This is a genomic window from Streptomyces sp. NPDC037288 (assembly GCF_055603265.1).
In genome coordinates this window covers 212,035-238,954 of record NZ_JBVJVY010000001.1, presented here as the reverse complement: position 1 = coordinate 238,954, position 26,920 = coordinate 212,035, and the positions used below count along the sequence as shown (strand labels likewise).

Annotated in this window: 19 protein-coding genes, 3 tRNA genes and 1 pseudogene; 9 read left to right on the top strand and 14 right to left on the bottom strand. The window is 71.8% G+C overall.

Annotated elements, in window-relative coordinates; all coding sequences use genetic code 11:
* Nucleotides 1–23: 23 nt before the first annotated feature.
* From nirD to ACZ7GZ_RS01140, 6 genes are all read right to left on the bottom strand, one after another.
* Nucleotides 24–374 carry a nitrite reductase small subunit NirD gene (nirD, locus tag ACZ7GZ_RS01165; protein ID WP_471019629.1) on the bottom strand — a complete coding sequence of 117 codons (351 nt, stop codon included), beginning with the start codon at nt 372–374 and terminating at the stop codon, nt 24–26.
* Entirely contained in the window at nt 371–2,983 is a 2,613-nt protein-coding gene (gene nirB, locus ACZ7GZ_RS01160) for a nitrite reductase large subunit NirB (RefSeq protein WP_471019626.1), read from the bottom strand. Before nirB ends, nirD begins: the two co-directional genes overlap by 4 nt.
* Complete coding sequence (locus ACZ7GZ_RS01155) at nt 2,983–4,197, bottom strand: NAD(P)/FAD-dependent oxidoreductase (RefSeq protein WP_471019624.1); 1,215 nt, start codon at nt 4,195–4,197, stop codon at nt 2,983–2,985. Before ACZ7GZ_RS01155 ends, nirB begins: the two co-directional genes overlap by 1 nt.
* Nucleotides 4,198–4,421: 224 nt before the next feature.
* Nucleotides 4,422–5,060 (bottom strand): class F sortase, encoded by a 639-nt coding sequence (locus ACZ7GZ_RS01150; RefSeq protein ID WP_471019621.1) that lies wholly within the window; start codon nt 5,058–5,060, stop codon nt 4,422–4,424.
* Nucleotides 5,061–5,259: 199 nt separating this feature from the next.
* Nucleotides 5,260–5,769 (bottom strand): hypothetical protein, encoded by a 510-nt coding sequence (locus ACZ7GZ_RS01145; protein WP_471019618.1) that lies wholly within the window; start codon nt 5,767–5,769, stop codon nt 5,260–5,262.
* 272 nt (nt 5,770–6,041) lie between these two features.
* Nucleotides 6,042–7,694, bottom strand: coding sequence for a M4 family metallopeptidase (locus tag ACZ7GZ_RS01140; protein WP_471019615.1), 1,653 nt, complete (start codon nt 7,692–7,694; stop codon nt 6,042–6,044).
* A gap of 139 nt (nt 7,695–7,833) precedes the next feature.
* Between ACZ7GZ_RS01140 and ACZ7GZ_RS01135 the strand changes: the two genes are divergently transcribed.
* A complete protein-coding gene (locus tag ACZ7GZ_RS01135; RefSeq protein ID WP_471019614.1) occupies nt 7,834–8,277 on the top strand; it encodes a gamma-glutamylcyclotransferase family protein in 444 nt (147 codons plus the stop codon).
* Between the two features lie 94 nt (nt 8,278–8,371).
* On the opposite strand, the gene ACZ7GZ_RS01130 is transcribed toward ACZ7GZ_RS01135, so the two are convergent.
* The 4 genes from ACZ7GZ_RS01130 to ACZ7GZ_RS01115 all read right to left on the bottom strand — a co-directional run bounded on the left by ACZ7GZ_RS01130 (nt 8,372) and on the right by ACZ7GZ_RS01115 (nt 13,622).
* Nucleotides 8,372–9,202 (bottom strand): arylamine N-acetyltransferase family protein, encoded by an 831-nt coding sequence (locus ACZ7GZ_RS01130; protein ID WP_471019612.1) that lies wholly within the window; start codon nt 9,200–9,202, stop codon nt 8,372–8,374.
* A gap of 57 nt (nt 9,203–9,259) precedes the next feature.
* The gene (locus tag ACZ7GZ_RS01125) at nt 9,260–11,353 is read right to left on the bottom strand and encodes a molybdopterin oxidoreductase family protein (RefSeq protein WP_471019611.1); all 2,094 of its coding nucleotides are present in this window, start codon (nt 11,351–11,353) and stop codon (nt 9,260–9,262) included.
* A gap of 116 nt (nt 11,354–11,469) precedes the next feature.
* Entirely contained in the window at nt 11,470–12,939 is a 1,470-nt protein-coding gene (locus ACZ7GZ_RS01120; RefSeq protein ID WP_471019609.1) for a membrane-associated oxidoreductase, read from the bottom strand.
* 2 nt (nt 12,940–12,941) lie between these two features.
* A complete protein-coding gene (locus ACZ7GZ_RS01115) occupies nt 12,942–13,622 on the bottom strand; it encodes a SanA/YdcF family protein (RefSeq protein ID WP_471019607.1) in 681 nt (226 codons plus the stop codon).
* Between the two features lie 155 nt (nt 13,623–13,777).
* Between ACZ7GZ_RS01115 and ACZ7GZ_RS01110 the strand changes: the two genes are divergently transcribed.
* From ACZ7GZ_RS01110 to ACZ7GZ_RS01090, 5 genes and pseudogenes are all read left to right on the top strand, one after another.
* Entirely contained in the window at nt 13,778–14,632 is an 855-nt protein-coding gene (locus ACZ7GZ_RS01110; RefSeq protein WP_471019604.1) for a sirohydrochlorin chelatase, read from the top strand.
* Nucleotides 14,633–14,671: 39 nt separating this feature from the next.
* Nucleotides 14,672–15,940, top strand: coding sequence for a deoxyguanosinetriphosphate triphosphohydrolase (locus ACZ7GZ_RS01105; RefSeq protein ID WP_471019603.1), 1,269 nt, complete (start codon nt 14,672–14,674; stop codon nt 15,938–15,940).
* A gap of 104 nt (nt 15,941–16,044) precedes the next feature.
* Complete coding sequence (locus ACZ7GZ_RS01100) at nt 16,045–17,316, top strand: NAD(P)/FAD-dependent oxidoreductase (RefSeq protein WP_471019601.1); 1,272 nt, start codon at nt 16,045–16,047, stop codon at nt 17,314–17,316.
* A gap of 41 nt (nt 17,317–17,357) precedes the next feature.
* Nucleotides 17,358–19,265, top strand: coding sequence for a DNA primase (gene dnaG / locus ACZ7GZ_RS01095; protein ID WP_471019598.1), 1,908 nt, complete (start codon nt 17,358–17,360; stop codon nt 19,263–19,265).
* A 97-nt stretch (nt 19,266–19,362) separates the two neighbouring features.
* A pseudogene (locus tag ACZ7GZ_RS01090) lies at nt 19,363–20,671 on the top strand (RNA polymerase sigma factor).
* Between the two features lie 33 nt (nt 20,672–20,704).
* Here ACZ7GZ_RS01090 and ACZ7GZ_RS01085 read toward each other — a convergent pair.
* The 4 genes from ACZ7GZ_RS01085 to ACZ7GZ_RS01070 form a co-directional block, all read right to left on the bottom strand.
* Complete coding sequence (locus ACZ7GZ_RS01085) at nt 20,705–22,633, bottom strand: ABC transporter ATP-binding protein (RefSeq protein ID WP_471019596.1); 1,929 nt, start codon at nt 22,631–22,633, stop codon at nt 20,705–20,707.
* Entirely contained in the window at nt 22,633–24,366 is a 1,734-nt protein-coding gene (locus ACZ7GZ_RS01080) for an ABC transporter ATP-binding protein (protein WP_471019593.1), read from the bottom strand. The genes ACZ7GZ_RS01085 and ACZ7GZ_RS01080 overlap by 1 nt, the downstream gene beginning before the upstream one ends.
* Nucleotides 24,367–24,559: 193 nt before the next feature.
* Nucleotides 24,560–25,999, bottom strand: a complete 1,440-nt coding sequence (locus ACZ7GZ_RS01075; RefSeq protein ID WP_471019590.1) for an FGGY family carbohydrate kinase — start codon at nt 25,997–25,999, stop codon at nt 24,560–24,562.
* 46 nt (nt 26,000–26,045) lie between these two features.
* Nucleotides 26,046–26,351, bottom strand: coding sequence for a YtxH domain-containing protein (locus ACZ7GZ_RS01070; protein ID WP_471019587.1), 306 nt, complete (start codon nt 26,349–26,351; stop codon nt 26,046–26,048).
* Between the two features lie 159 nt (nt 26,352–26,510).
* On the opposite strand from ACZ7GZ_RS01070, the gene ACZ7GZ_RS01065 reads away from it, so the two are divergent.
* The 3 genes from ACZ7GZ_RS01065 to ACZ7GZ_RS01055 all read left to right on the top strand — a co-directional run bounded on the left by ACZ7GZ_RS01065 (nt 26,511) and on the right by ACZ7GZ_RS01055 (nt 26,915).
* Nucleotides 26,511–26,583 (top strand) — tRNA-Asn (locus tag ACZ7GZ_RS01065).
* 6 nt (nt 26,584–26,589) lie between these two features.
* Nucleotides 26,590–26,662, top strand: a tRNA-Asn gene (locus ACZ7GZ_RS01060).
* A 176-nt stretch (nt 26,663–26,838) separates the two neighbouring features.
* Nucleotides 26,839–26,915, top strand: a tRNA-Ile gene (locus ACZ7GZ_RS01055).
* The last annotated feature ends 5 nt before the right edge of the window (nt 26,916–26,920 follow it).

Genomic DNA, 26,920 nt, shown 5'->3' with positions numbered 1-26,920 from the left:
TGAGATGCTCGGGTGAGCAGAGCCTAGGCGGCCCGTACCTCGTACGCCGCCACCCGCACTGCCTCGTCGTCCAGGCACTGCCCGCTGATCAGGTCGAAGCGCTGCTTCAGCAGGGGCGAGGCCACGAACGGGCGGTCCCGGTGGGTGCCGGTCAGACCGCGGGAGAGGACGGCCGCGCCGGTGAAGGGGTCGCGGTTGTCGACGGCGTACAGCCGGTCGGTGCGGTCGCGGAAGAGGGCCACCTGGCGGCCGTCCGGCAGCAGGGCGGCCACCCCGCGGCCCGGGGCGAGCGCGCTCAGGTCGCAGGCCGTGAACCAGCCGTCGGCCAGCCGGAGTTGAACCTTCAGGTCGGTGGTCTCGAGAGCCAGGGTCATCGCTGGGCGCTTCCTTCCAGGACGTCGTCGGCGGATCGCATGCCGATGGACAGCAGCGGCAGGTCGGGCTTGATCTGGTCGCGCTCGGGGACGAAGGCGACGACCGGGTCGGGGGTGTCCGGGGCGTTCACGAAGGACACGAACCGGGCGAGCTTCTCGGGGTCGTTGACGGTCTCGGCCCACTCGTCGCGGTAGTGGGCGACGTGCGCCCGCATCAGCTGCTCCAGTTCGTCGCAGATGCCGAGCGAGTCGTGCACCACCACGTCCCGTACGTGGTCCAGGCCGCCGGGGATCCGCTCCAGCCAGGTGCTCGTGCGCTCCAGCCGTTCGGCGGTGCGGATGTAGAACATCAGGAACCGGTCGATGAGACGGACGAGTTCGGCGTCGGACAGGTCCTGAGCCAGCAGGTCCGCGTGGCGCGGGGTGGCGCCGCCGTTGCCGCCGACGTACAGGTTCCAGCCGTTGGAGGTGGCGATGACCCCGAAGTCCTTCGACTGGGCCTCGGCGCACTCGCGGGCGCATCCGGAGACGGCGGACTTGAGCTTGTGCGGCGACCTCAGGCCCCGGTAGCGCAGCTCCAGGTCGATCGCCATCCTGACGGAGTCCTGGACGCCGTAGCGGCACCAGGTGGAGCCCACACAGGACTTCACCGTGCGCAGCGCCTTGCCGTAGGCGTGTCCGGACTCGAAGCCGGCGTCCACCAGGCGCGCCCAGATCAGGGGCAGTTGCTCGACCCGCGCCCCGAACATGTCGATCCGCTGGCCACCGGTGATCTTCGTGTAGAGGCCGAAGTCCCGGGCGATCTCGCCGATCACGATCAGCTTCTCGGGGGCGATCTCGCCGCCGGGGATGCGCGGCACGACCGAGTACGAGCCGTTCTTCTGCAGGTTGGCCAGGAAGTGGTCGTTGGTGTCCTGCAGAGCCGCCTGCTCGCCGTCCAGGACGTAGCCGCTCGCGCCGATCGCCGGGGCGAGGGAGGCGATGATCGAGCCGACGGCCGGCTTGCAGGTCTCACAGCCGTCGCCGCCCCGGGCGCCCTCACGGCCGTAGCGGTCCAGCAGCTCCTGGTACGACGTGACGCGCAGGGCGAGGACGATCTCGTAGAGCTCCTCGCGGGTCTGGGCGAAGCAGCCGCACAGGCCCTTGTCGACCTCGATCCCGGACGCCTCCAGCTCGGCGTCGACGAGCTGGCCGAGCACCTTGACGCAGGAGCCGCAGCCGGTACCGGCCTTGGTGCACTTCTTCACCTCGGGCACGGTGGTGCACTTGTGCTCCGTCACCGCCCCGCGGATCGTGCCCTTGCTGACGTTGTGGCAGGAGCAGATGACCGCCTCGTCCGGGAGGGCGGACGGGCCGAGCTGGGCCCCCGAGTCGGCTCCGGCGGGCAGGACGAGCGACTCGGGGGAGATGGGCGGCACCGAGCCGGTCAGCGCGCGCAGGGTGCCGTACGCCTCGGCGTCACCGACCATGATGCCGCCGAGCAGCGTGCCGTCCGCGCCGATGACCAGCTTCTTGTACAGTCCGGCGCGGGAGTCGGAGTAGACGACGTCGAGGCAGTCCTCGGTGGTGCCGTGCGCGTCGCCGAAGGACGCCACGTCCACGCCGAGCAGCTTCAGCTTGGTGGACAGGTCGGCGCCGGTGAACTCCGCCTCGTCCTGGGCGAGGGTCGCGGCGGCCGTCTCCGCCTGCTCGTACCCGGGCGCCACCAGGCCGTACACCCGGCCGTCCGCCGCCAGCGCGCACTCGCCGATCGCGAAGACGTTCGGGTCGGTGACCGTACGGCACTGCTCGTCCACCGTGATGCCGCCGCGCTCGCCGACGGCGAGACCGCAGTCCCGGGCCAGCTGGTCGCGGGGCCGCACACCGGCGCTGAACACCACCATGTCGGCGGGGAGTTCGGAACCGTCGGACAGCTTCATGCCGCTGACCGAGCCGTCCTCACCGGTGACGATCTCCTGCGTGCCCACACCCGTGTGCACGGTCAGGCCCATGCCCTCGATGGTCCGCAGCAGCGCCGCGCCACCGCCCTCGTCGACCTGCACCGGCATCAGACGCGGCGCGAACTCCACGATGTGGGTGTTCAGCCCGAGGCCCTTGAGCGCACCGGCCGCCTCCAGACCCAGCAGCCCGCCGCCGACCACGGCGCCGGTGGTCGCCCGCGTCTTCGCGTATTCCTCGATGGCGAGCAGGTCCTCGATGGTCCGGTAGACGAAACAGCCCTCGGCGTCCTTGTTCGGCACCGGCGGCACGAACGGGTAGGAGCCGGTGGCGAGAACGAGGGTGTCGTACCCGAAGACCCTGCCGGACCTGGCCGTGACCTGCCGCGCCGCGCGGTCGATCGTCTCCGCCGGGTCGCCGACGTACAGCTCGATGCCGTGCGTGTCGATGAACTCCATGTCGGTCATGGAGAGGTCCTCGGCCGTCCGGCCCGAGAAGTACGAGGTGAGAGCTACGCGGTCGTACGCCGGACGTGGCTCCTCGCACAGCACGACCACGCGGTGCGTGGCGGTCAGGCCGCGCTCGGCGAGCGCTTCGAGGAAGCGCTGGCCGACCATGCCGTGGCCGACGAGCACGATCGTGGGGGTGTCCGTGCGGGTGTCCGTGGACATCAGGAGCCTCCGTCGTTGGTGAGCAGGTGGAGCAGGGGGCCGTCGTCGGGGAGCGGCTCTGCTCCCTCCCAGGCGCGGGCGAGCGCGCCGACGGTGCCGAGTTCGCCGACGAGGACCCCGCCGACCAGGCGGTCGTCGCGGACGACGACCTTGCGGTAGGTGCCGCGGGTGGCGTCGGCGAGCCGTACGACGTCGTCGCCGGGGCGCGCCTCGGTCTCGCCGAACGCGGCCAGGTCGAAGGGGGAGCCCGTTCCGGTGAGGGTCAGCCGGGTCAGGGAACGGGTGCCGCGGTATCGCGCGTCCGTGTCTCCGGCGAGCAACTCGGCGAGCGCGTCGGCCTGTTCCAGCGCCGGGGCGGCCAGGCCGTAGACCGTGCCGTCGTGCTGGACGCAGTCGCCGACGGCGTGGATGTGCGGGTCGGAGGTGCGCAGCGCGTCGTCGACCAGGACGCCGTGGTGGACGGCGAGACCGGCCTGCTCGGCGAGTCCGGTGCGCGGGCGCACCCCGCAGGCGAGTACCACGAGGTCGGCGTCGAGCGCGTACCCGTCGGCCATCTCCACGGATCGGACGGCCCCCGCGAGGCAGCGCACGTCCCGCACCCGGCACTCGGTGTGCACCTCGACGCCCAGGTCCGTGAGGTGCCGCAGCACCAGCCGGGACGCGTCCGGGTCGAGCTGGCCTTCCATGAGCCGCTCGGCCTGCTGGGCGAGGACCACCTGCGCGCCGCGCACGGCGAGCGCGCGGGCGGCGGAGACGCCGAGCAGCCCGCCGCCGACGACGACCGCGCGCACACCCGGCCGGACCGCCTTGGCCAGCCCCAGGCAGTCGTCCATCGTGCGGAACGCGTGGACGCCCTCGGGAAGCTGGTGGTCGGGCGTGAACAGACCGCGCAGCGGCGGCAGTACGGGGTTGGAGCCGGTGGCGAGGACCAGTGTGTCGTATGCGATCGAGCCACCGTCGGCGCAGTGGACGGTCCGGGCGGCCCGGTCGATGCCGGTGACCCGGGCCCGGAGCAGCCCCGCCGGCGCCGGAAGGGCGATCACCTCGGGGGCGTAGCGGCCGGCCAGCACCTCCGCGAGCAGCACCCGGTTGTACGGCGGGTGCTCCTCCTCGCCGACGAGCAGCGCGGGCGCGCCCAGCTCACCGAGCCGCCGGGCGAGCCGTACGCCCGCGAGGCCGGCGCCGATCACCACCACACGCGTATTCGAGGTCATGCCCTTGAGCGTGCGGTCCCGACGTTACCCGGCCGCATCACCTCTGTTTCCCGTGAGGAACGCTGCCCTCAGCGGGGGCGGGCGGGGGGTGTGAGGGGTCCGTGGGCGGGGCGGGGAGGGCTGTGAGGCGGGCGCGGGTCTGCGGGGATCGACGTGGCGGCGGACGGCACCGGCGCGCGAGACGCCACGACGGCGCCGTAGACGACCGACGGCCCGGACGTCCCCTAACGGCTCCCCGTCAGATGGGCGAACACCACCACGTTGCCCTGATAGCCCGTGGCCTTCGAGTAGCCGCCGCCGCAGGTGATGACGCGGAGTTCGGGGCGGGGCGCCGCGCCGTACACCTTGTCGTCGGGGAAGTCGCGGGCCGCGTACACCTCCACCGCGTCCACGGTGAACACGGCCACGCTGCCGTCCCGGCGGTCCACCTCGATGCGGGCGCCCCGCTTGAGTGCGCCCAGGTCGTAGAAGACGGCGGGGCCCTCGGTGTCGTCGACGTGCCCGGCGACGATCGCGGTGCCCGTCTCGCCGGGCATGGTGCCGGACTCGTACCAGCCGGCCAGGTTCCTCTCCCGCGCGGGCGGCACGTCCAGGCTGCCGGACGCAGTGAGGGACAGGCCCATCAGCGGGGCGTTCACACGGATCGCGGGGATGCGGATGCGCAGGGGCGGGGACGGCGCGAGCGCGGGGGCCGTGAGGCGCTCCTCGCCCGGATCCGGGCGGCCCTCGGCGGCGGCCGGCTGCGGTGGCGTGTCCGTCCCGGCACCGTCGCCGAGCAGCCACACCCCGCAACCGAGGGCCACGACGGTGAGCGCGGCTATCGCGGTGTCGCCGAGCCGGTCACGCCTGGCGCTCCTGCGCATACGAACCCCTCTCCCGGGGGCGGGCCCCCGAATCCCGGGGGACGATCCCGAATCCCGGGGACGACCCCGGACCGCGGGGACGATCCCCGGACCGCGGGGGCGGCCCCGAAGGTCCCTTCCCCCTCCGGGCCGCGAGGGGCATCGGACCCGGAGGGGGCGGGACATGCGGTACCGGCCGACGGACAGCGGAGGGTGTCCGTCAGATCCCGTCGCCTCTCGCCCGGCGATGCAGGAGCCAGGTACCGCCCGCGGCGGCGACGGCCAGTGCCGCCACTCCCGCCGTGGTCTGCACGGGGCCGGGGCCGAGTGCGCCGCCGACCCCCGTCTTCACGCTTCCCCGCGGCTGCACCTGCTCGTGCGCCGCGCTCAACGCCACCACCAGATCGCCCTTCACCTGCCGGTCGCCCTCCGCGCAGGTGGCGACGATCTCGTACGTCCCCGGCTGCGCGCTCGGCGGCACCTGGAACTGGCCGATCGCCTCGCCCTCGTGCGAGCTGGGCGCCAGGGTGAAGGTGCCGGCACCGACCGCGCCCGCGTCCCCGGTCGCCGAGCCCTTGTCCCCGCACGCGGCGGTGTTCACCGTGACCTGGCCGCCGGGAGTCACCGTCGAGGGGTACACGTCCAGGCTTCCGGTGCCCGCGGCGTGGGCGGGTGCCGCGGCTGCCACGACGAGCGCGGTACCGGTCAGCAGACGGGCGGTGCGGCGCATGGTGCTCCCCGGGGCTTCGGGTCTCGGTCCGTTCGTTACCGAGGTAAGTCGCAGTCCGGCGGTTCCGCTCTCTGAGAGGCCGTCAGAAATGCGGTGAACGGGTGTCGCCCCCGGCCCCCACACGGACTAGCCCGCGCGAAGTCCGGGCAGGTCACGGGGCGTGTGCGGGCCCGTGCCAGATACCGGTGCGAAGAGAACACGAATGGCCGAGAGGGCCGGTGCCCGGCCAGGCACCTGCCCTCTCATGGTTCACGCTGCTCGGTTCACGCCGCTCAGTTGACGTTGACGGCGCTCCAGGCCGCCGCCACCGCGTTGTACTCGGTGCTGCCCGCGCCGTACAGGTCCTTGGCGGCGTTCAGGGTCGCCGTGCGGGCCCCGGCGTAGTTCGTCGAGGAGGTCATGTAGACCGTCAGCGCCCGGTACCAGATCTTGCCGACCTTGTCCCGGCCGATGCCGGTGACCGTGGAGCCGTTGTACGTCGGCGAGTTGTAGCTGACCCCGTTGATCGTCTTCGGCCCGCTGCCCTCCGCGAGGAGGTACGCGAAGTGGTTGGCGACGCCGGAGGAGTAGTGGACGTCGAGGTTGCCGACCGAACTGCTCCAGTAGTCCGCCGAGTTGCCGTCCTTGGACGGCTTGTCCATGAAACGCAGGGCGGGCTGGCCGAAGCCGGACTTCACGATCTTCTCGCCGATGAGGTAGTCACCGGGGTCGGAGGGGTTGTTCGCGTACCACTCGACCATCGTGCCGAGGATGTCCGAGGTGGCCTCGTTGAGCCCGCCGGACTCGCCCGAGTAGGTCAGGGCGGCGGTCTTGGAGGTGACCCCGTGGGTCATCTCGTGCCCGGCGACGTCGAGGGCCACCAGCGGCCCGAAGGTGGTCCCGTCACCGTCGCCGTACGTCATGCAGAAGCAACTGTCGTCCCAGAAGGCGTTGTTGTAGTTGCTGCCGTAGTGGACGCGGTTGTACGAGCCCTTGCCGTCGCCGCCGATGCCGTTGCGGCCCTGGACGTTCTTGTAGTAGTCCCAGGTCTCGTTGGTGCCGTACTGGGCGTCGACGGCGGCCGAGGCGCGGTCGGAGGTGGTGCCGCTGCCCCAGTGGTTGTCGGCGTCCGTGAACAGCGTCGCGGGCGCCCGGCTGAAGCAGATGCCGAAGAAGCACAGGTCGGTCTTGCCCTCCGCGTCACCGGTGAAGGTGTTGCCGCGGGTCGGGTCCTTGAGCTGGTACGACGATCCCGACTGGGTCGTCTGAAGCGGCACCGTCCCGCTGTACAGCGACTTGCCGTCGCCGGCGGCGGTCTCGATGCTGTCCCAGGCGTCGATCTGGGCGCCGGTGCGGGCGTCGGTCAGCACGGTCCGGGCGACCGGGTTGCCGAGCGAGTCCAGGCCCGCCGCGGTGGTGCGCCAGGCGAGCTTCGGCGTGCCGTGCAGGGCGTCGACGATCAGCTCGGGCTTGGCCTTCACCTGCTTCAGCGCGTTGCCGAGGTTGGCGGCGCGCAGGGCGTTCACGGCGAGGTCGGCGGCCTTGGGGGCCGAGACCTCCGGGACGATGGAGGGGAGGGATATCGCGGTGCGGGTCGCCCGGTTCGCGCTGCGGTAGGCACCGTCCCGGGCCAGGTGGACCACGAAGTCGCCGCCCAGTACGGGCAGTCCGTGGTAGGCGCGGTCGTAGCGGACGTGCTGGGTGCCGTCCTTGTCCACGATCACGTCGCGGACGCTGGGGTGCTCGGCGGAGGTCAGGCCCAGGCTCGTGGCATGGGCCAGGAGTGCCGACGCCGCGTTCTGGATCGCGGTGGCCCGGGTCGGTCTGGTGTCGGCGTGGGCGGCGGGGGAGAGGGTGACGGTCAGCAGGGTCGCGGTGGTGACGGCGACGCCGGCGGTGGCGGTGAGACGACGGGTTCCTCGGACGTGCTGGCGTATCCGGCTCATCTGTCTCCTCGGGGAGGCGCCGATCTGGGCGTGGGGGTGGCGCTGATGTCCACAGAGATTTAAGGGGCCCTGACATGTCATGTCCATAGCCGCTTCATGGAGATGTGTGAGGAGCCGAAGGGGGTACAGAATCGTTTCCGTGATCACTGAGGAGCCCGAGTCGTCCGGGACCCCGCTGCCGTTCTTCGTCTACGGCACCCTCCGCCCCGGCGAGGCCAACCACGACCTGTTCCTGCGGGGCCGCACCGCGTCGGAGGAACCGGCCCGGCTGCCCTGCGCGGCGCTCTACGACGGCCCCGGCTACCCCTACGCCGTCGAGCGCCCGGGCGGCGGGATCCGCGGCGAACTGGTCACCGCCCGGCCGGAGACCTACCCCGAACTGCTCGCCGCCCTGGACCACCTGGAGGAGTACGTGCCGGGCGACCCGCGCAACCTCTACGAACGCGTCGCCCGGAACGTCGTACGCACCACCGACGGCACCACCGTCCTGGCCTGGGTCTATCTGGCCGCCCCAGGTGTCGCCGCCCGGCTGCGGGCCGAGGGCAAGCCGATCGAGGACGGCGACTGGATCTCCCGCCGCTGAGCCGGACCGGCGGCGTCGGTTTTCGGCCCGGCGCCGGCGCCGGTGACGCACGCGTGCCGCGGCAGCCTTCCGAGCCCGGTGTCGTCCGCCGGACTCAGCCCAGCAACCTCAGCCCCTCCGGTACGGCGATCCCGAACCGCTCCTCCACCACGCGCCGGGCCTCCGCCTCGTCCGTCAGCTCGCGCTCGGTCACCGTGCCGTCGGCGCGGGTCTCGGTCAACCGGGCGCCGTCGAGGGCGAGATGGTGTTCGGCGGTGGTCCGCTGGAGATAGGGGCGGCGGGTGAAGGGGGAGCGTGGATGGGTGCCGACGTACCAGTTGAGCACCTCGTAGTCCGCGGCGGCGAACGGCTCCAGAGTGAAGGCGTACTGGCCCATCCACTCCCGCTGCTGCCGGTCGTACCGCTGCAACTCCCACAGCTCCAGCGGGCCTTCGTGCGGCAGGATCACCAGCCGGTGCCGGCGTCCCGCGCCCTCGGACTCGATGCCGGTCGCCAGGGGCATCGGCGCCAGCAGTGCGCCGATGGCGCCGAATCCCACGTCCGCCAGATACGACTCCGGCTCACCGGGCACCTCGACCCGCAGCAGCATGTGCGTCCGCGGCCGGCTCCCCGGTGTCTGCGCGCCCACTACCACCCGCCCCGTCAGCGGTGTCACCCGGAACCCCAGCGCCCTGAGGGCCAGCCACATGAGCGTGTTGTGCTCGTAGCAGTAGCCGCCGCGCCGGCCGCGGATCATCTTGGCCAGCAGATCGGCCGGGGCGAGCGAGGGGGCCCGGCCGGACACGGCGTCCAGGTTCTCGAAGGGCAGGGACAGCGCGTGCGCCAGGTGCACACCGCGCAGCGTCTCCAGGCCGGCCCGCCGGCTGCCCTGCCATCCGATCCGGTCCAGATAGGCGTCGAGGTCGAGCTGCTCGAAGTCGGACATACGTCGAACCTAACGCGCCCCGGCAGCTGCCCGCCGTGACCTGCGGACCGATCCGCGCTACTCCTGTGGCCCTACGACCTCCACCCGCACCGCGCACGACTTGAACTCCGGCATCCGGGACGTCGGGTCGAGGGCCGGGTTGGTGAGCGTGTTGGCGCGGCCCTCGCCCGGCCAGTGGAAGGGCATGAAAACGGTGTCGGGGCGGATGGCCGGGGTGATGCGGGCGGGGGCCACGGCTCGGCCGCGTCGGGAGACCACCGTGACCGGGCCGCCCTCCACCGCGCCGATGCGGGCCGCGAGCCGGGGGTGCAGTTCCACGAACGGACCGGGAGCGGCGGCGTTCAGCTCGGCGACCCGCCGGGTCTGCGCCCCGGACTGGTACTGGGACACCACCCGTCCGGTGGTCAGCAGCAGCGGATACTCGGCGTCGGGCTCCTCCGCCGTCGCCCGGTGCGTCACGGCGACGAACCGGGCTCGGCCGTCCTCCGTGGCGAAACGGTCCAGGAAGAGCCGGGGGGTGCCGGGGTGGGCCACCCCGGCCGTGCCCTCCGGGCACGGCCAGAACACCCCGTTCTCCCCTGCCAGGCGGCGGTAGGTGATCCCCGAGTAGTCGGCGGGGCCGCCGGCACTCGCCCGGCGCAGCTCCTCGAAGACCTCCTCGGGGTCCGTCGGGAAGCCCTTCTCCACGCCCAGCCGGGCCGACAGCCCGTGCAGGACGTACAGGTCGCTGCGGACCCCGGGCGGCGGGGTGACCGCCTGGCGGCGCAGCAGGACCCTGCCCTCCAGGCTGGTCGTGGTGCCCGCCTCCTCCGCCCACTGGGTGACCGGCAGTACGACGTCCGCCAGCTCCGCCGTCTCGGACAGGACGACGTCGGCCACCGCCAGGAAGTCCAGCGAGCGGAGCCGTTCCTCGATGTGGGCCGCGCGCGGCGCCGACACCACCGGGTTGGAGCCCATCAGCAGCAGCGCCCGTATGTCCGTGCCCAGGGCGTCGAGGAGTTCGTACGCGCTGCGTCCGGGGCCGGGGAGCGCGTCCGGGTCCACGCCCCACACGCCCGCCACATGCGCCCGCGCCGCCGGGTCGTCCAGCTTGCGGTAGCCGGGCAGCTGGTCGGCCTTCTGCCCGTGTTCGCGCCCGCCCTGCCCGTTGCCCTGCCCGGTCAGGCACCCGTACCCGGACAGCGGGCGGCCCGCCCGGCCGGTCGCCAGGCACAGGTTGATCCACGCGCCCACCGTGTCCGTCCCCTTGGACTGCTGCTCCGGCCCGCGCGCCGTGAGCACCATCGCCGACTCCGGCTCGCAGAACAGCCGTACCGCCTCCCGGAGCCGCGGAACGGACACCCCCGTGATCCGCTCCACCTGCTCCGGCCAGTGCGCCATCGCCGCCGCCCGTGCCTCCTCCCAGCCGGCGGTCCGCTCCCGGATGTACTCCTCGTCCGTCCGCCCCTCGGCCACCACCAGGTGCAACAGGCCCAGGGCCAGAGCCAGATCGGTGCCGGGGCGGGGTGCGAGGTGCAGGTCCGCCTGTTCGGCCGTCCTCGTACGGCGCGGGTCGACGACGATCAACGTGCCGCCGTTCTCCCGCAGTTCGGTGAAGAACCGCAGCGACGGCGGCATGGTCTCCGCGAGATTCGACCCGACCAGGACCACGCACCCCGTCTTCGGGATGTCCTCCAGCGGGAACGGCAGCCCCCGGTCGAGACCGAACGCCTTCGTGCCGGCCGCCGCCGCCGACGACATGCAGAAACGGCCGTTGTAGTCGATCTGCGAGGTGCCCAGCACCACCCGCGCGAACTTCCCCAGCGCGTACGCCTTCTCGTTGGTGAGCCCGCCCCCGCCGAACACGCCCAGCGCGTCGGCGCCGTACTCCTCGCGCGTGCCCCCGAGCCGCTCGGCGATCCGGTCCAGCGCCGCCTCCCAGCTCGCCTCGACCAGCCGGCCCCCGGACCGGACCAGCGGCGAGGTCAGCCGCACCGCGGGCGACAGCACCTGGGCCGCGGTGCGGCCCTTGCCGCACAGCGCGCCCCGGTTGACCGGGAAGTCCGTCCGCTCGGTCACCTCGACGCCCCCCTGTGGCAGGGGCGTGACATTCATCCCGCACTGCAGGGCGCAGTACGGGCAGTGGGTGGGCGTCGAGGCGATCGTTTCCATACCGCCAGCGTGCGTCCACCGTGTTACGGCCCCGGGCCGCTCCCGGTTACACGCCCGGCACGGCGACCTCCCCGCCGGGCCGGGGGCGAGGTGAGGTCCCGGGGCCCGGTCCGTGCCTACTGCCGGTTCAGGGAGCGGGTGACGCCCGCCGCGATCGTCGTCGCCAGCACCCAGCCGGCGGCGATCAGCAGATACGACAGCCACTGGTACCCGCCGCGCGGCGCGTACGCCCCCTCCTGGCCGAAGTCGATGATCGGCAGCAGCAGGTCGAGGGTGTAGAAGAGCGGGTTGAACGCGGGTGCCTCGGAGGGTTTGAGGGCGGGCGGATGGTGCAGTGCGAAGGCGAGCGTGCCGGTGCACAGCAGGAGCAGCAGCCAGCCCGCGGCCCGCATCGGGCGGAAGCCGTAGCCGACGGCCGCGTCCTGGAGGCAGCCCCACAGCCGGGCGTAGGGCGGCAGGGTGCCGCGGTGGCGGCGGAGCTTGGCCAGCTGGACGGTGCGGGCGGCGGCGTCGTCACCCACCGTGCGGTACGCCGAGGCCAGCTGCTCGTAGGGGTGCGGAAGGTAGCCGTCCGGCTCGCGTTCCAGCAGCGGAAGGCGCTGTTCGGCCGGGAGGTGCGGGGTCAGGACGCGGTAGCCGAGCCCGTCGATCCGGACCTGCCGGGGCCACACCTCGGGCGGTACGTGCAGCAGGTCGAGCTGGGCACGGCGCAGATTGACGGATCCCTCGATCGGCGCGGCCTCCCGCAGCCACAGCTCACCGATGACACTGCTGCTGGCGCGCAGGGCCTGGCCGTCCGGCTGGCACAGACTGGCGTGGGCGAGGTTGAGCTGACGGGGAATCCGGGCACCGCCCAGATTGACCCGGCCTCGGACGCGCAGCCGCATGCCGTGCAGGTCGGTGCCGACCGTCAGGACCTCGGCGTGCAGCGCGGTGGCTCCGGGGGCGTTCAGCTCCGCGTCGTTGAGGTTCACCTGGTTGCGGACGACCGTCCCGTTCAGGTGCACCCTTCCGTGCGCGACCAGCCCCGGGGCCCACACGTCCGCCCCCACCTCGGCGTGGTTGAGCTGCAGCACGGGCTCCTCGGGGACCTCACCGTCGGTGCCGAGCCGCGCCCCGTTGGCGAACAAGGCTCCGGACAGCTTCGCGCCCGCCAGCCGTACCGGACCCGTGATACGGCAGCAGGTGATCCGCAGTACCCCGTCGACGTGGAGGGTGCCCGCGGTGAGCCCCGGAAGGACCGAATCGGTCAGCACCAGGGCGGGGATCCTCGCCCCGTACAGGTTCGGGGTCTGGTCGAAGTGGCAGGCCCGCAGCCGGACCGGGTGCTCCACCTTCCCGTACATCAGATGGAGCACCCCGGTGATGCGCGCGCCCCACACCTTCAGACCGGCGATTCGCCCCTCCCGTACCGGGCCGTCCAGCAGCAGCTCCCGCAGCACCTCCGCCCGTAACGTGCGCTCGGGACCCCACGAGGCGCCCTGCGCGGGGTCCTCGTCGTCGCCCGCCCGGAAGTCGACCCCCTCGCCGAGCGGGAAGGCGTCCCGAACGCGGCGCTCGGCCGGCGTCAGTTCCGTGATCTCCATATTCAGTCCCGCGCCTGGGCCAGCGCCTTCGTGATCCCGTGTTCCCGCGGGCCCAGGAACGTCGGATCCGGGTGGAACACCGCGTCCAGCACCGCCTTGCCCGCCGCGAACACCTCGCGCGTACCGCCGTAGTACCAGGTCACGTCGTGCTTGTCGGCCACCCCGACCCCGTACGAGTCCACCCCCGCCGCCTCACACAGCGCCACCGCGCGCCGGATGTGGAAACCCTGGCTGACCAGCACCGCCCGGTGCACGCCGAAGACCTTCCTGGCCCGCACGCACGAGTCCCAGGTGTCGAACCCGGCGTAGTCGCTGACGATCCGCCGGTCCGGCACCCCGTGCTTCGTCAGGTACGCGCGCATGGCGTCGGGCTCGTCGTAGTCCTTGCGGCTGTTGTCCCCGGTGACCAGGACGACCTCGACCCGCCCGGCCCGGTACAGCTGCGCCGCCGCGTCCAGCCGGTGCGCGAGATACGGCGACGGCTCCCCGTTCCACAGTCCGGCCCCGAACACCATGGCGACCTGCGCCCGCGGGGCGTCCGCCGTCGTACGCAGCCGGTCCGCCGTGGACACGTACAGCCAGGTCACCGGCAGCAGCGCCAGCACACATCCGGCCATCACGGCCTGCACCAGCCGCCGCTGCCCCTGACGGGACCGCGGCAGCCGCGGTCGACGGATCTTCATACGTCCCCCCACGGATCGGCGTGTCGACCATGGAGGACGCCGGCGACACCGATCCGGTTCGCCTCACATCGAGCATCCGTACGACGTGAAGCCACGGAAAACGCTCGTGACGGCCCGGCAACGGCCCCGCAACCTGACCCCGGCAGGATCCTTCCATGACGGCGTCGCACCCTCCCCGCTCCGAGTCAGACATCCACCTCGACAGCACGGCGCACCTCATGAACAGCATCGGCCACCGGCTCGCCGGGCAGCTCCGGCTCGTCTCCCCGCCCGTCCGCCGCCGCCCCGCCCCGCCCGCGCTCGTCCTGGTCGCCCACGGCAGCCGCGACCCGCGCGCGCTGGAGACCGTACGCGCCGTTCGGGACCGGGTACGGGAACTGCGCCCCGGCCTCCCCGTCCACCTGGGCCACATCGAGCTGAACGAGCCCCTGCTCCCGGACACCCTCACCGCCCTCGGCGACGCCCCCGCCGTCCTGGTCCCGCTGCTCCTCTCCCGCGGCTACCACGTCAAACAGGACATCCCCGAGATGGCGGCCGCGGCGAAGGCGAGCACCCGGGTGACCGACCCACTGGGGCCGCACCCGCTCCTCGTGGAGACCCTGTACGACCGGCTCCTGGAGGCGGGCTGGCCGCCGGCGCCCGACGAGCCGACGCGCCGCACGAGCGCGGTGGTCCTCGCCGCCGCGGGCTCCCGCGACCCCGACTCGGCAGCGGACACCCGCCGCACGGCCCGCCTCCTGGCCGACCGCCTCGGGGTCCCGGTGGTCCCGGCCTACGCCTCGGCGGCGACCCCGGCCGTCCCGACCGCCGTACGGGCACTGGCGGCACACGGCCGGCACCGGGTGGCGGTCGCGTCGTACTTCACGGCCCCGGGGCGCTTCGCGACGCAGTGCGGTGAGCAGGCCCCATGGATCGCCTCGGCCCCGCTGGGAGCCCATCCGGCGATGGCCCGCTTGATCCTGCACAGATACGAGGAGGGCCTGGCAACACAGGGGACGGAAGCCGCCTAGGGGCGCGGGGCCGTGTCCGAGTGGGCTTAGTGTCGAGTCATGGAAGGCACTGTATGCAGCTACGACCCGGCTGACATGGAACGCTGGGCCACAGAACCGGACAAACGCCCCGGCCGCACCGCCTTCCAGCGCGACCGCGCCCGCATCCTCCACTCCGCCGCCCTGCGACGCCTCGCGGGCAAGACGCAGGTCGTCACGCCGGGAGCGCACAGCCAGGTCTGGGACGCCAGCCCCAGAACACGGCTCACCCACTCCCTGGAGTGCGCCCAGGTCGGCCGGGAGCTGGGTGCGGCCCTCGGCTGTGACCCCGACCTGGTGGAAGCCGCCTGCCTGGCCCACGACCTCGGCCACCCGCCCTTCGGCCACAACGGCGAACAGGCCCTGAACGGCTTCGCGGACGACTGCGGCGGCTTCGAGGGCAACGCCCAGTCCCTCAGACTCCTCACCCGCATCGAACCCAAACGGTTCACCGAGGACCGCTCGGTCGGCCTCAACCTGACCCGCGCCACCCTCGACGCCGCGACCAAGTACCCCTGGCCACGCGGAGCCCACCCCACGGACCCGGCGTCCGGGAAGTTCGGCGTCTACGAGGACGACCGCCCGGTCTTCGACTGGGTCAGGGCGCACGCCCCCGGCACCCGCACCTGCTTCGAGGCCCAGGTCATGGACTGGTCGGACGACGTGGCCTACTCGGTGCACGACGTCGAGGACGGCCTGCACGCCGGCCACATCGACCCCAACTGCCTGCACGCCGAGCCCGAGCGGCAGGCGGTGTTCGAGGTCGCCATCGGCCGCTACGTCCCCGCCGGCACCGACCCGGCCGAACTCTCCGCCGCCCTCGACCGGCTCCAGGACGAGGAGTGGTGGCCCCACGGCTACGACGGCACGGCGGTCGCGCAGGCTCGCCTGAAGGACGCGACCAGCCAGCTCATCGGCCGGTTCTGCCTGGCCGCCGAGAGCGCCACCCGCGCCGCGTACGGCAGCGGCCGGCTCACCCGCTACGGCGCCGAACTCGTCGTACCCCGCGCGGCCCGCATGGAGTGCGCGGTGCTCAAGGCGGTCGCGGACCGGTATGTGATGCAGCGCGCCGAGCAGGAGCGGCTGCGCGCGGACCAGCGGGTCGTCGTGGCGGAGCTGGCGGAGGCGCTGACCGCCCGCGCGCCGGACGGGCTGGATCCGCAGTTTCGGGCACTGTTCGACGGGGCAGGCGACGACCACGCGCGCAAGCGGGTGATCGTCGACCAGATCGCCTCCCTCACCGATGCCTCGGCGCGGTCGCTGCACGCGAGACTGACGGGGCATATGTGAGAGGAACGTGACCGGCGGTGGCCTGATCGGGTCACCCCCTCTTCCCGCAGCAGGCCGCGTGCGGGACGCTCGCATGTGGCGGCACCCTTACGAGGAGGCATCAAGTGGTCGACGCGGATCAGACATTCGTCATCGTCGGAGGCGGTCTCGCCGGCGCGAAGGCGGCCGAGACGCTCCGGGCGGAGGGCTTCACCGGCCGGGTGATACTGATCAGTGACGAGCGCGACCACCCCTACGAGCGCCCGCCCCTGTCCAAGGGCTATCTCCTCGGCAAGGAGGAGCGCGACAGCGTCTTCGTGCACGAGCCCGCCTGGTACGCGCAGAACGACATCGAGCTGCACCTCGGCCAGACCGTCGACCGCATCGACCGTACGGCGAAGACGGTCCGTTTCGGCGACGACGGCACCCTCGTGCGCTACGACAAGCTGCTGCTGGCCACCGGCGCCGAGCCCCGCCGCCTGGACATCCCGGGGACGGACCTGGCGGGCGTGCACCACCTGCGCCGGCTCGCGCACGCCGAGCGCCTCAAGGGCGTCCTCCAGCACCTCGGCCGGGACAACGGGCACCTCGTGATCGCGGGCGCCGGCTGGATCGGCCTGGAGGTCGCCGCGGCGGCCCGCGAGTACGGCGCGGAGGTGACCGTGATCGAGCACGGTCCGACCCCGCTGCACGGCGTCCTCGGCCCCGAGCTGGGCGGCGTCTTCGCGGAACTGCACCGCGAGCACGGCGTCCGCTTCCACTTCGGGCGGGAGCTCACCGAGATCGTCGGCCAGGACGGCATGGTCCTCGCGGCCCGCACCGACGACGGCGAGGAGCACCCGGCGCACGACGTCCTCGCGGCGATCGGCGCGGCACCGCGGGTCGCGCTCGCCGAGGCGGCGGGGCTGGAGATCGCCGACCGGGCACGGGGCGGCGGTGTCGTGGTGGACGAACGGCTGCGCACGTCCGACCCCGACATCTTCGCGGCCGGTGACGTGGCGGCCTTTCCGCTCGATCTCTTCGGGACGAGCGTCCGGGTGGAGCACTGGGCGAACGCGCTGAACGGCGGCCCGGCCGCGGCCCGCGCGATGCTCGGCCAGGACGTGACGTACGACCGGGTGCCGTACTTCTTCACCGACCAGTACGACCTGGGCATGGAGTACAGCGGCTGGGCGCCGCCCGGCTCGTACGACGAGGTGGTGATCCGGGGCGACGCGGGCAAGCGGGAGTTCATCGCGTTCTGGGTGAAGGAGGGCCGGGTCCTGGCCGGGATGAACGTGAACGTGTGGGATGTCACAGAGCAGATCCAGAAGCTGATCCGTTCCCGGGCCCGGGTCAACATCGAGGCACTGTCCGACCCCCACATCCCTCTCGACGATCTCGTCCCCACGACGTGACGGCCACCAGGACTGTCACAGCACCCCCGTAGAATTCACGCGTGGCAGGACGGATCAACGACGAGGACGTGAAGGCGGTACGGGACGCGGTCCCGATCGACGCCGTGGTCTCCGAGTACCTCCAGCTGCGCAACGCGGGCGGCGGCAACCTGAAGGGCCTGTGCCCGTTCCACGACGAGAAGTCGCCGTCCTTCCAGGTCAGCCCGAGCAAGGGACTCTTCCACTGCTTCGGCTGCCAGGAGGGCGGCGACACCATCACCTTCGTGATGAAGGTGGACCACCTCTCCTTCTCGGAGGCGGTGGAGCGGCTCGCCGCCCAGGCCGGCATCACGCTGCGCTACGAGGAGGGCGGGTACAACCCGGCCCACCAGCGCGGCGAGCGCATCCGCCTGGTGGAGGCGCACCAGGTCGCCGCGCAGTGGTACGCCGAGCAGCTCGCCACCGGCCCCGAGGCCGAGACCGGGCGGATCTTCCTCGCCGAGCGCGGCTTCGACCAGGCCGCCGCCGTCCACTTCGGCGTCGGCTACAGCCCCCAGGGCTGGGACCACCTCACCCGCTATCTGCGCGGCAAGGGCTTCACCGACAAGGAGCTGGTCCTCTCCGGCCTGTCCCAGGAGGGCCGCCGGGGTCCGATCGACCGGTTCCGGGGCCGCCTGATGTGGCCGATCCGGGACATCGGCGGCGAGGTCGTCGGCTTCGGCGCCCGCAAGCTGTACGAGGCGGACAACGGCCCGAAGTACCTGAACACCCCCGACACGGCGATCTACCGGAAGAGCCAGGTGCTGTACGGCATCGACCTGGCGAAGAAGGACATCGCGAAGGCCAGCCGGGCGGTCGTGGTCGAGGGCTACACGGACGTCATGGCCTGCCACCTCGCCGGTGTGACGACCGCGATCGCCACCTGCGGTACGGCCTTCGGCGGCGAGCACATCAAGATCCTCCGCCGCCTGCTCATGGACAACGGCTCGGCCCGCGTGATCTTCACCTTCGACGGCGACGCGGCCGGGCAGAAGGCCGCCCTGCGCGCCTTCGAGGACGACCAGAAGTTCGCCGCCGAGACGTACATCGCGATCGCGCCGGACGGCATGGACCCGTGCGAACTGCGTCTCGCGAAGGGCGACGAGGCGGTGGCGGACCTGGTCGAACCCCGCACGCCGCTCTTCGAGTTCGCGCTGCGCCAGATCGTGAGCCGCTACGACCTCGACACCCCGGCCGGCCGCGCCGCCGCCCTGGACGAGGCCGCGCCGATCGTGGCCCGTATCAAGAACAGCGGCGCGCAGCACGAGGTCGCCGTCGAGCTGGCCGGCATGCTCGGGATCCTGGACACCCAGTTCGTGGTCCGGCGGGTCGCCCAGCTGGCCCGCTGGGCGAGGGACCGCGGCGGAAAGGCCCCGCGGCAGGACCGCCCACGCGGCCCGGAACACCAGTGGGCGGCTGCCTCCCACCCCGCCGCCCCCGGCCCTGCGCTGACCCTGCGCAACCCCGTCTACGCCGCCGAACGCGAACTGCTCAAACTCGCCCTGCAGCGCCCGGAGTTGGTCTCCCCGGCCTTCGACGCCTACGGCGTGGACGAGTTCACCGCGCCGCCCTACGCGGCCGTACGCCGGGCGGTCGCGGAGGCGGGCGGCGCCGAGTACGGCGTTTCGGACCCGCAGGAATACCTCGTCCGTGTCCGCGAGGCCGCACCGGATGACACCGTCCGCGCGATGGTCACCGAGCTGGCCGTCGAGCCGATCCTGCGCCGCACGGTCGACGAGACCTATGCCGGGACGGTCCTGGTGCAGATCCGCCGCCGCGCCGTCGAGCGCCGTATCCGCGACATCCAGTCCCAGATGACCCGCCTCTCCACCGGCGGCGACCCCGCCCAGCTGGCCTCGGTCCAGAACGAGATGTGGATCCTCCAGCAGTACGACCAGGCACTGCGGACGCGGGGCGCGGAGGCGCTGTAAGGGCGCCGCAGTTGCCAGTCGCATAGTCCGGTGAACTGAGTAACCGACCGGTCACGGACCGGACGCAAAAAGTCACCGCAAGCCCCTCGTGGCGGGGATGTGTCTTCCCCCACACTGGGGGCGGTGCCCGAGTCCTCGGAGCGCAGGCCGTCGACTCTCCACTCCCGAAGTACCGCTGCCGCACACCTTCAGCAGCGATCATCCTGGAGGTCGCCCCCGTGCAGACCCAGACCCTCACCCAGACCGACAGCGCCACCAGCGCCACCAGCACCACCGCGGACGATCCGGACGCGGAGACGGACGTCCTCGTGGCCGTACCCCCGCAGAGCCGCGCCGCCCGGCACCCGGAGGCGGTGCCCGCCGAACCGGCGGAACCGCCGGCCGAAGCGCTCACGGACGAGCCCGAGGAGGCCGCTGAACCGCTGGAGGCCGCTGAACCGCTGGAGGCCGCCGAGCCCGTAGAGACACGGGTCTCGGCCCGGGCCGACACCGGCGGCCCCTCGGCCGACCTGTTCCGCCAGTACCTGCGCGAGATCGGCCGCATCCCGCTGCTCACCGCCGCCGAGGAGGTCGAACTCGCCCGCCGGGTCGAGGCCGGGCTGTTCGCCGAGGAGAAGCTGAGCAACGCCCCCGACCTGGACAGCCAGTTGGCCCTGGACCTGGACCGGCTGGTCGTCATGGGCCGGATGGCCAAGCGCCGGCTGATCGAGGCGAACCTGCGGCTCGTCGTGTCCGTCGCCAAGCGGTACGTCGGCCGCGGCCTGACCATGCTCGACCTGGTCCAGGAGGGCAACCTCGGGCTGATCCGGGCCGTCGAGAAGTTCGACTACGCCCGGGGCTACAAGTTCTCGACGTACGCCACCTGGTGGATCCGCCAGGCCATGTCGCGCGCCCTGGCCGACCAGGCCCGCACCATCCGCGTCCCGGTCCACGTGGTCGAGCTGATCAACCGGGTCGTCCGCGTCCAGCGCCGCATGCTGCAGGAACAGGGCTACGAGCCGACACCCGAAGAGGTCGCCGCCCACCTCGACCTGCTGCCCGAGCGGGTCTGTGAGGTCCTGCGCCTCGCCCAGGAACCGGTCTCCCTGCACGCCCCCGTCGGCGAGGAGGAGGACGTGGCCCTCGGCGACCTGATCGAGGACGGCGACGCGGCCAGCCCCGTCGAGTCGGCGGCCTTCCTCCTGCTCCGTGAGCACCTGGAGGCGGTCCTGTCCACGCTGGGGGAGCGCGAGCGCAAGGTCGTCCAGCTCCGCTACGGCCTCATCGACGGCCGCCCCCGCACGCTGGAGGAGATAGGCCGGCTGTTCGGTGTGACGAGGGAGCGGATACGGCAGATCGAGTCCAAGACCCTGAACAAGCTGCGGGATCACGCGTTCGCGGACCAGCTGAGGGGTTACCTGGACTGAAGGGGGGCCGCCTCTCGGCGGCCCCCCTCGCGGCTAGTCCACCTCGGCAACCGCCTGCGCGAACTGGGCCTGGTACAGACGCGCATAGGCGCCGTCGGCCGCCAACAGCTCCGTATGCGCACCCTGTTCCACGATCGCCCCGTTCTCCATCACCAGGATCGTGTCCGCGTCCCGGATCGTCGAGAGCCGATGCGCGATCACGAACGACGTCCGCCCCGCCGCCAGCTTCGCCATGGCCTTCTGGATCAGCACCTCGGTCCGGGTGTCGACCGAACTCGTCGCCTCGTCCAGCACGAGAATCGTCGGGTCGGACAGGAACGCCCGCGCGATGGTGATGAGCTGCTTCTCACCCGCGCTGACCCCCGTACCCTCGTCGTCGATCACCGTGTCGTACCCGTCCGGCAGCGTCCGGATGAACCGGTCGGCGAGCGCGGCCCGCGCGGCCTCCTCGATCTCCCCGCGGGTGACCTCCCTGGACGCCCCGTACGCGATGTTCTCCGCGATGGTGCCGCCGAACAGCCAGGTGTCCTGGAGCACCATCCCGATGCCGGCGCGGAGTTCGTCGCGGGACATGCGCCGGATGTCCACGCCGTCCAGGGTGATCCGGCCGCCCGACACGTCGTAGAACCGCATCAGCAGGTTGACCAGGGTCGTCTTGCCGGCACCCGTCGGGCCGACGATCGCCACCGTGTGACCGGGCTCCGCCGTCAGCGAGAGGTCCTCGATCAGCGGCTTGTCGGGGTCGTACCGGAAGGACACGTGCTCCAGGCGGACCCGCCCGCGCAGCTCCTCCGGCCGCTCGCCCGGCACCGGATCCGCCTCCTGCTCCTCCGCGTCCAGGAGTTCGAAGATCCGCTCGGCCGAGGCGACACCGGACTGCACCAGGTTCGCCATCGACGCGACCTGCGTCAGAGGCATCGAGAACTGCCGCGAGTACTGGATGAAGGCCTGGACGTCGCCGATGGACAGTGCGCCGGACGCGACCCGCAGGCCGCCGACGACCGCCACCAGGACGTAGTTCAGGTTCGACACGAACATCATCAGCGGCTGCATCACACCGCTGTTGAACTGCGCCTTGAACGAAGCCTCGTACAGCGCCTCGTTCTGCTCGGCGAACTGCTTCGCCGACTCCTCCTGCCGGCCGAACACCTTGACCAGGGTGTGCCCGGTGTACATCTCCTCGACGTGCGCGTTCAGCTTGCCGGTGGAGCGCCACTGCTGCACGAAGTGCGGCTGCGACCGCTTGCCCACCCGGGTGGCCACGACGAACGACAGCGGCACGGTGACCAGCGCGACCAGCGCCAGGATCCAGGAGACGTAGAACATCATCGCGAGCACGCCGATGATGGTCAGCAGCGAGTTGATCAGCTGGCCCATCGACTGCTGGAGCGTCTGGCCGATGTTGTCGATGTCGTTGGTGGCGCGGGAGAGCACCTCGCCGCGCTGGCGCTTGTCGAAGTACGACAGCGGCAGCCGGGACAGCTTCGCCTGCACGGACTCGCGCATCCGGTACATCGTGCGGTTCACGGCCCGGTTGACCAGCCGGGTCGCCACCGCCATGAGCAGGCCGGCGACCAGGAACGTGCCGAGCGCGAGCAGCAGGACGTCGCCGACGGCCCCGAAGTCGATGCCCTTGCCGGGCGTGAAGTCGGTGCTCTTCAGCATGTCCGCGATGGAGCCCTTGCCATGGGCCCGCATCTGGTCGAGGACCTGCTCCTTGGTGGCCCCGGCCGGCATCTGGCGGCCGATGATGCCGGCGAAGACCAGGTCGGTGGCCTTGCCCAGGATCTTCGGACCGATGACGTTCAGGGCCACGCTGACGACCACGCACAGCAGCAGGCCGTAGATCGTGAAGCGTTCCGGTCTGAACTGGGAGACGAGCCGTTTGCCCGACCCCTTGAAGTCCATCGAGCGCTGGTCGGGGCCGCCTCCGGCCATCATGCGTCCCATGGGCCCGGCCATCAGGCAGCCTCCGCTTCCGTCAGCTGGGAGAGCACGATCTCCCGGTAGGTCTCGTTGCCGGCCATCAGGTCCCGGTGCCGGCCGCAGCCGACGACCCGGCCCTCGTCCAGCACGATGATCCGGTCGGCGTCCCGGATGGTCGCCACCCGCTGGGCGACGATGACGACGGTCGCCTCGGCGGTCTCCCGGGAGAGCGCGGTGCGCAGGGCCGCGTCGGTGGCGTAGTCGAGCGCGGAGAAGGAGTCGTCGAAGAGGTAGATCTCCGGGCGCTGGACGAGCGTGCGGGCGATCGCGAGGCGCTGCCGCTGGCCGCCGGAGACGTTCGTACCCCCCTGCGCGATCGGCGCGTCGAGGCCGGCCTCCAGCTTCTGCACGAAGTCCTTGGCCTGCGCCACCTCCAGCGCGTGCCACAGCTCCTCGTCGGTGGCGTCGGGATTGCCGTAGCGCAGGTTGGTGGCGACCGTGCCCGCGAACAGATACGGCTTCTGCGGCACCAGACCGACCGTCTTCGCCAGCAGCCCCGGCTCGACCTGCCTGACGTCCACGCCGTCGACCAGGACCTCGCCCTCGGTGGCGTCGAACAGCCGCGGGACCAGCCCGAGCAGCGTCGACTTGCCGCTGCCGGTGGAGCCGATCACGGCGGTCGTCTCACCCGGCCGGGCCACCAGGTCGACGGCCTTCAGCACGGGCTCCTCGGCACCCGGGTAGCGGAAGCCCGCGCCCCGGATCTCCAGATGGCCGTGCCGGCGCAGCTCGACGACCGGGGAGTGCGGCGGCACCACGCTCGAGTCGGTGTCCAGGACCTCCTTGATGCGCTCGGCGCACACCTCCGCGCGCGGCACCATCATGAACATGAAGGTGGCCATCATCACGGACATGACGATCTGCATCAGATAGGCGAGGAACGCGGTCAGGTCGCCGATCTGCATCCCACCGCTGTCGATGCGGTGCGCGCCGAACCACACCACCGCGATCGACGACAGGTTCACCACCGTCATGACCAGCGGGAACATCAGGGCGAGCATCCGGCCGGTGGCCAGCTGCATGTCGGTCAGGTCGCCGTTGGCCTTCCCGAACCGGCCGTGCTCGTACTCGTCGCGGACGAAGGCGCGGATCACCCGGTTGCCGGTGATCTGCTCGCGCAGCACCCGGTTCACGGTGTCCAGGCGGACCTGCATCGACCGGAACAGCGGTCGCAGCCGGCGCACGATGAGCGTCACGCAGATCGCCAGCACCGGCACGACGGCGACGAGCACCCCGGACAGCGGCACGTCCAGGCCGAGGGCCAGCACGATGCCGCCGACGCACATGATGGGCGCCGACACCATCAGCGTGAACGTCATCAGGGCCAGCATCTGGACCTGCTGGACGTCGTTCGTGGTACGCGTGATGAGCGAGGGCGCCCCGAAGTGGCCCAGCTCACGCGGGGAGAAGGACTGGACCCGGTCGAAGACGGCACCGCGCACGTCCCGGCCGAGCGCGGCGGCGGTCCGGGCACCGTAGTACACGGCACCGATGTTGCACACCACCTGCGCCAGCGAGATGCCGATCATCAGGGCGCCGAAGGACAGGATGTAACCCGTGTCCCCCTTCACGACACCGTTGTCGATGATGTGCGCGTTCAGGGTGGGCAGGTAGAGGGTGGCGCAGGTCTGCAGGAACTGCAGCAGCACCAGGACGGCTATGGGTTTCTTGTAGGGCCTGAGATAGGTCCGCAGAAGTCGTATGAGCACGCTGGGTCTCTCGGAGTCGGCGGGTGGGGCTGGTCGGTTGCCCTTGGCCCCTATCGTCGAACACTCCACCCCCGTTACCTCAACCGATTAACCCAACAGCGGTCCAAGGAACGGCCGGCCCTCGGCCGTTGGCCCTACGCCTCGCGCGCGAAACGCCCCCGGACGGGTCACGCGTGAAACGCCCCCGGACGGGTCACGCCCGAAACGCCCCTGGATGGATCTGTTCCCGCACCGCCGCGAACTGCTGCCGCACCGCCTGCCCCACGGCCAGCTCGTCCCCCGGCTCCAGGACCTGCGCCGCCGCACCCTGCCAGGCCGGCGGGGTACGCGGGTCGAGTGTGCCCTGCGACACACCGAGCGCCCAGGCCGCCTGCCGGGCCGCGCCGATCGCCGCGTAGTCCGCGGGCTGCGGTACGACGACCTGCGCGCCGAACAGCGAGGGCGCCGAGGCCTGCACGGCGGGCAGTTCGGCGGCCGGGCCCAGCAGGAAGATCCGCCGCACGTCCACGCCCCGTCCGCGCAGCACGTCCAGCGCGTCGGCGAGCCCGCACAGCATGCCCTCGAACGCGGCCCGCGCCAGATGCTCGGGCTTCATCGACTCGCGCCGCAGCCCGGCGATGGTCCCGGCGGTGTGCGGCAGGTTCGGTGTCCGCTCGCCCTCCAGGTAGGGGAGCAGGACGAGCCCGTGCGCGCCCGGCGTGGACTTCATCGCCAGCTCGGACAGGCTCTCCAGGTCCGCGAGACCGAGGAGTTCGGCGGTGCCGCGCAGGGTCCGCACGGCGTTCAGGGTGGTCACGACCGGCAGATGCATGCCGGTGGCGTCGGCCAGGGAGGTGATCATCCCGGACTGATCGGCGAGCGCTTCCGGGTGCACGGCCATCACGGACCCGGAGGCACCGAGGGACACGACCGCATCTCCCAGCCCGATCCCGAGCCCGAACGCGGCGGCCATGGTCTCCCCGGTGCCGGCGGAGATCAGCAGCCCCTCCGGGGTCGTACCGGCCGCGTCGGACGGGCCGATCACCTCCGGCAGCATCGCCTGGTGGCCGAGCGCCAGCTCCACCAGGTCCGGCCGGTAGGCGCCGGTGGCGGCCGACCAGTACCCGGTCCCGGAGGCCCCACCGCGATCAGTGGTCCGGCGCACGGGCCGCCCGAGCAACTGCCAGACCAGCCAGTCGTGCGCCTGGAGCAGCACGGCTGTCCGGCGGGCGTTCTCGGGCTCGTTCTTCGCGAGCCAGCGCAGCTTGGTGACCGGCTGGGCGGCCTGTGGCACCGAGCCGACCGCCTGCGCCCAGGCCTCCCGGCCGCCGAGCGCGTCGACGAGATCCGCCGCCGCGACCTGCGCCCGTTTGTCGCCGCCGACCAGTGCCGGGCGCACGGTGTTCCCCTGGGCGTCCAGCGGGACCACGGCGTTCTGCTGCGCCGACACGCCGATGGCCTGCACGCCCTCCAGCAGACCGCCCCCCGCGGCCTCGCCGAGGGAGAGCAGCCAGGCCTGCGGGTCGACGTCGCTGGGCCGGCCCTCGACCGGATGCGGGGCGTACCCCTGCCGTAGTACGGCACCGGTGTCCATGTCGCAGACCACGATGCGCGTGAAATCCGGTGAGCTGTCCAACCCGGCGACTATCCCCATGCGGAGAATTTTGCAGCATCCTCGCGCTTGCCACGGCCGAGGGCGCCTAGGTGTTGCTCGTGCCCCAGTCGTCGCCGGGGGTGCCGTCCACGTTCCGCTCCCTCAGGGACCGCACGCGCTGGGCCACCGTTTCGGGGACCCGGTCGCCGACCTTGTGGCTGACCGTGTGGAATGCCTTGCCGGCGTACTGGCGCCCCTGCTGGGCGGCGGTCTCGGCCGTGTTGCGCACGGCGGGGTTCTGCGCGATCCGCTGAGCGGCCTTCTTCAGCTGCTCGTACCGCTCGCGTCCGGCCCTCGTGCCGAGTACGTAACCGAGGGCCAGTCCGGCGACGAACGTGAGCCGGTAGCGCATGGCTGCCACCCTTCCCTTGCCTGGGTCTGCTGGTGCGACGTGGGCGCCGGGGGTACCGATTGGCGGAGCACCCCCCTGCTTGCGCTAATGTATGTGTCGCAGCGAGCGCCCGCCCCCTGGCGAATACCCAGGTAGGTACGTTCGATGCAATCGAGGCGATCCTCCGTAGCTCAATTGGCAGAGCAGCCGGCTGTTAACCGGCAGGTTACTGGTTCGAGTCCAGTCGGGGGAGCTTCGGTCCTCCGTAGCTCAATTGGCAGAGCAGCCGGCTGTTAACCGGCAGGTTACTGGTTCGAGTCCAGTCGGGGGAGCGCAGTGAACCAGGACCCCTAGAGGGTCCTTTTTCATGCCCGCGGGAACCGCCGCGCCTGCGTCGATGTCCTCAAGGTCATGAGCAGCGCGGAAGCCGACCATCCGAAGCAGGAGATCGTATGAGCGGCTATGCTGCGGCAGACGGCGCGCACACTTGTACGCGACACGCCGCTATGGGGCGGTAGCTCAGCCGGTTAGAGCAGCGGACTCATAATCCGTCGGCCGTGGGTTCGAGTCCCACCCGCCCCACCACCAAC

Coding starts and splice junctions, on each gene's coding strand:
- ACZ7GZ_RS01110 (WP_471019604.1), top strand. CDS start 13,778: ATGACGGCGTCGCACCCTCCCCGCTCCGAGTCAGACATCCACCTCGAC.
- ACZ7GZ_RS01105 (WP_471019603.1), top strand. CDS start 14,672: ATGGAAGGCACTGTATGCAGCTACGACCCGGCTGACATGGAACGCTGG.
- ACZ7GZ_RS01155 (WP_471019624.1), bottom strand. CDS start 4,197: ATGACCTCGAATACGCGTGTGGTGGTGATCGGCGCCGGCCTCGCGGGC.
- nirB (WP_471019626.1), bottom strand. CDS start 2,983: ATGTCCACGGACACCCGCACGGACACCCCCACGATCGTGCTCGTCGGC.
- ACZ7GZ_RS01120 (WP_471019609.1), bottom strand. CDS start 12,939: ATGGAGATCACGGAACTGACGCCGGCCGAGCGCCGCGTTCGGGACGCC.
- ACZ7GZ_RS01140 (WP_471019615.1), bottom strand. CDS start 7,694: ATGAGCCGGATACGCCAGCACGTCCGAGGAACCCGTCGTCTCACCGCC.
- ACZ7GZ_RS01125 (WP_471019611.1), bottom strand. CDS start 11,353: ATGGAAACGATCGCCTCGACGCCCACCCACTGCCCGTACTGCGCCCTG.
- ACZ7GZ_RS01130 (WP_471019612.1), bottom strand. CDS start 9,202: ATGTCCGACTTCGAGCAGCTCGACCTCGACGCCTATCTGGACCGGATC.
- ACZ7GZ_RS01150 (WP_471019621.1), bottom strand. CDS start 5,060: ATGCGCAGGAGCGCCAGGCGTGACCGGCTCGGCGACACCGCGATAGCC.
- ACZ7GZ_RS01070 (WP_471019587.1), bottom strand. CDS start 26,351: ATGCGCTACCGGCTCACGTTCGTCGCCGGACTGGCCCTCGGTTACGTA.
- ACZ7GZ_RS01145 (WP_471019618.1), bottom strand. CDS start 5,769: ATGCGCCGCACCGCCCGTCTGCTGACCGGTACCGCGCTCGTCGTGGCA.
- ACZ7GZ_RS01085 (WP_471019596.1), bottom strand. CDS start 22,633: ATGGCCGGGCCCATGGGACGCATGATGGCCGGAGGCGGCCCCGACCAG.
- nirD (WP_471019629.1), bottom strand. CDS start 374: ATGACCCTGGCTCTCGAGACCACCGACCTGAAGGTTCAACTCCGGCTG.
- ACZ7GZ_RS01115 (WP_471019607.1), bottom strand. CDS start 13,622: ATGAAGATCCGTCGACCGCGGCTGCCGCGGTCCCGTCAGGGGCAGCGG.
- ACZ7GZ_RS01075 (WP_471019590.1), bottom strand. CDS start 25,999: ATGGGGATAGTCGCCGGGTTGGACAGCTCACCGGATTTCACGCGCATC.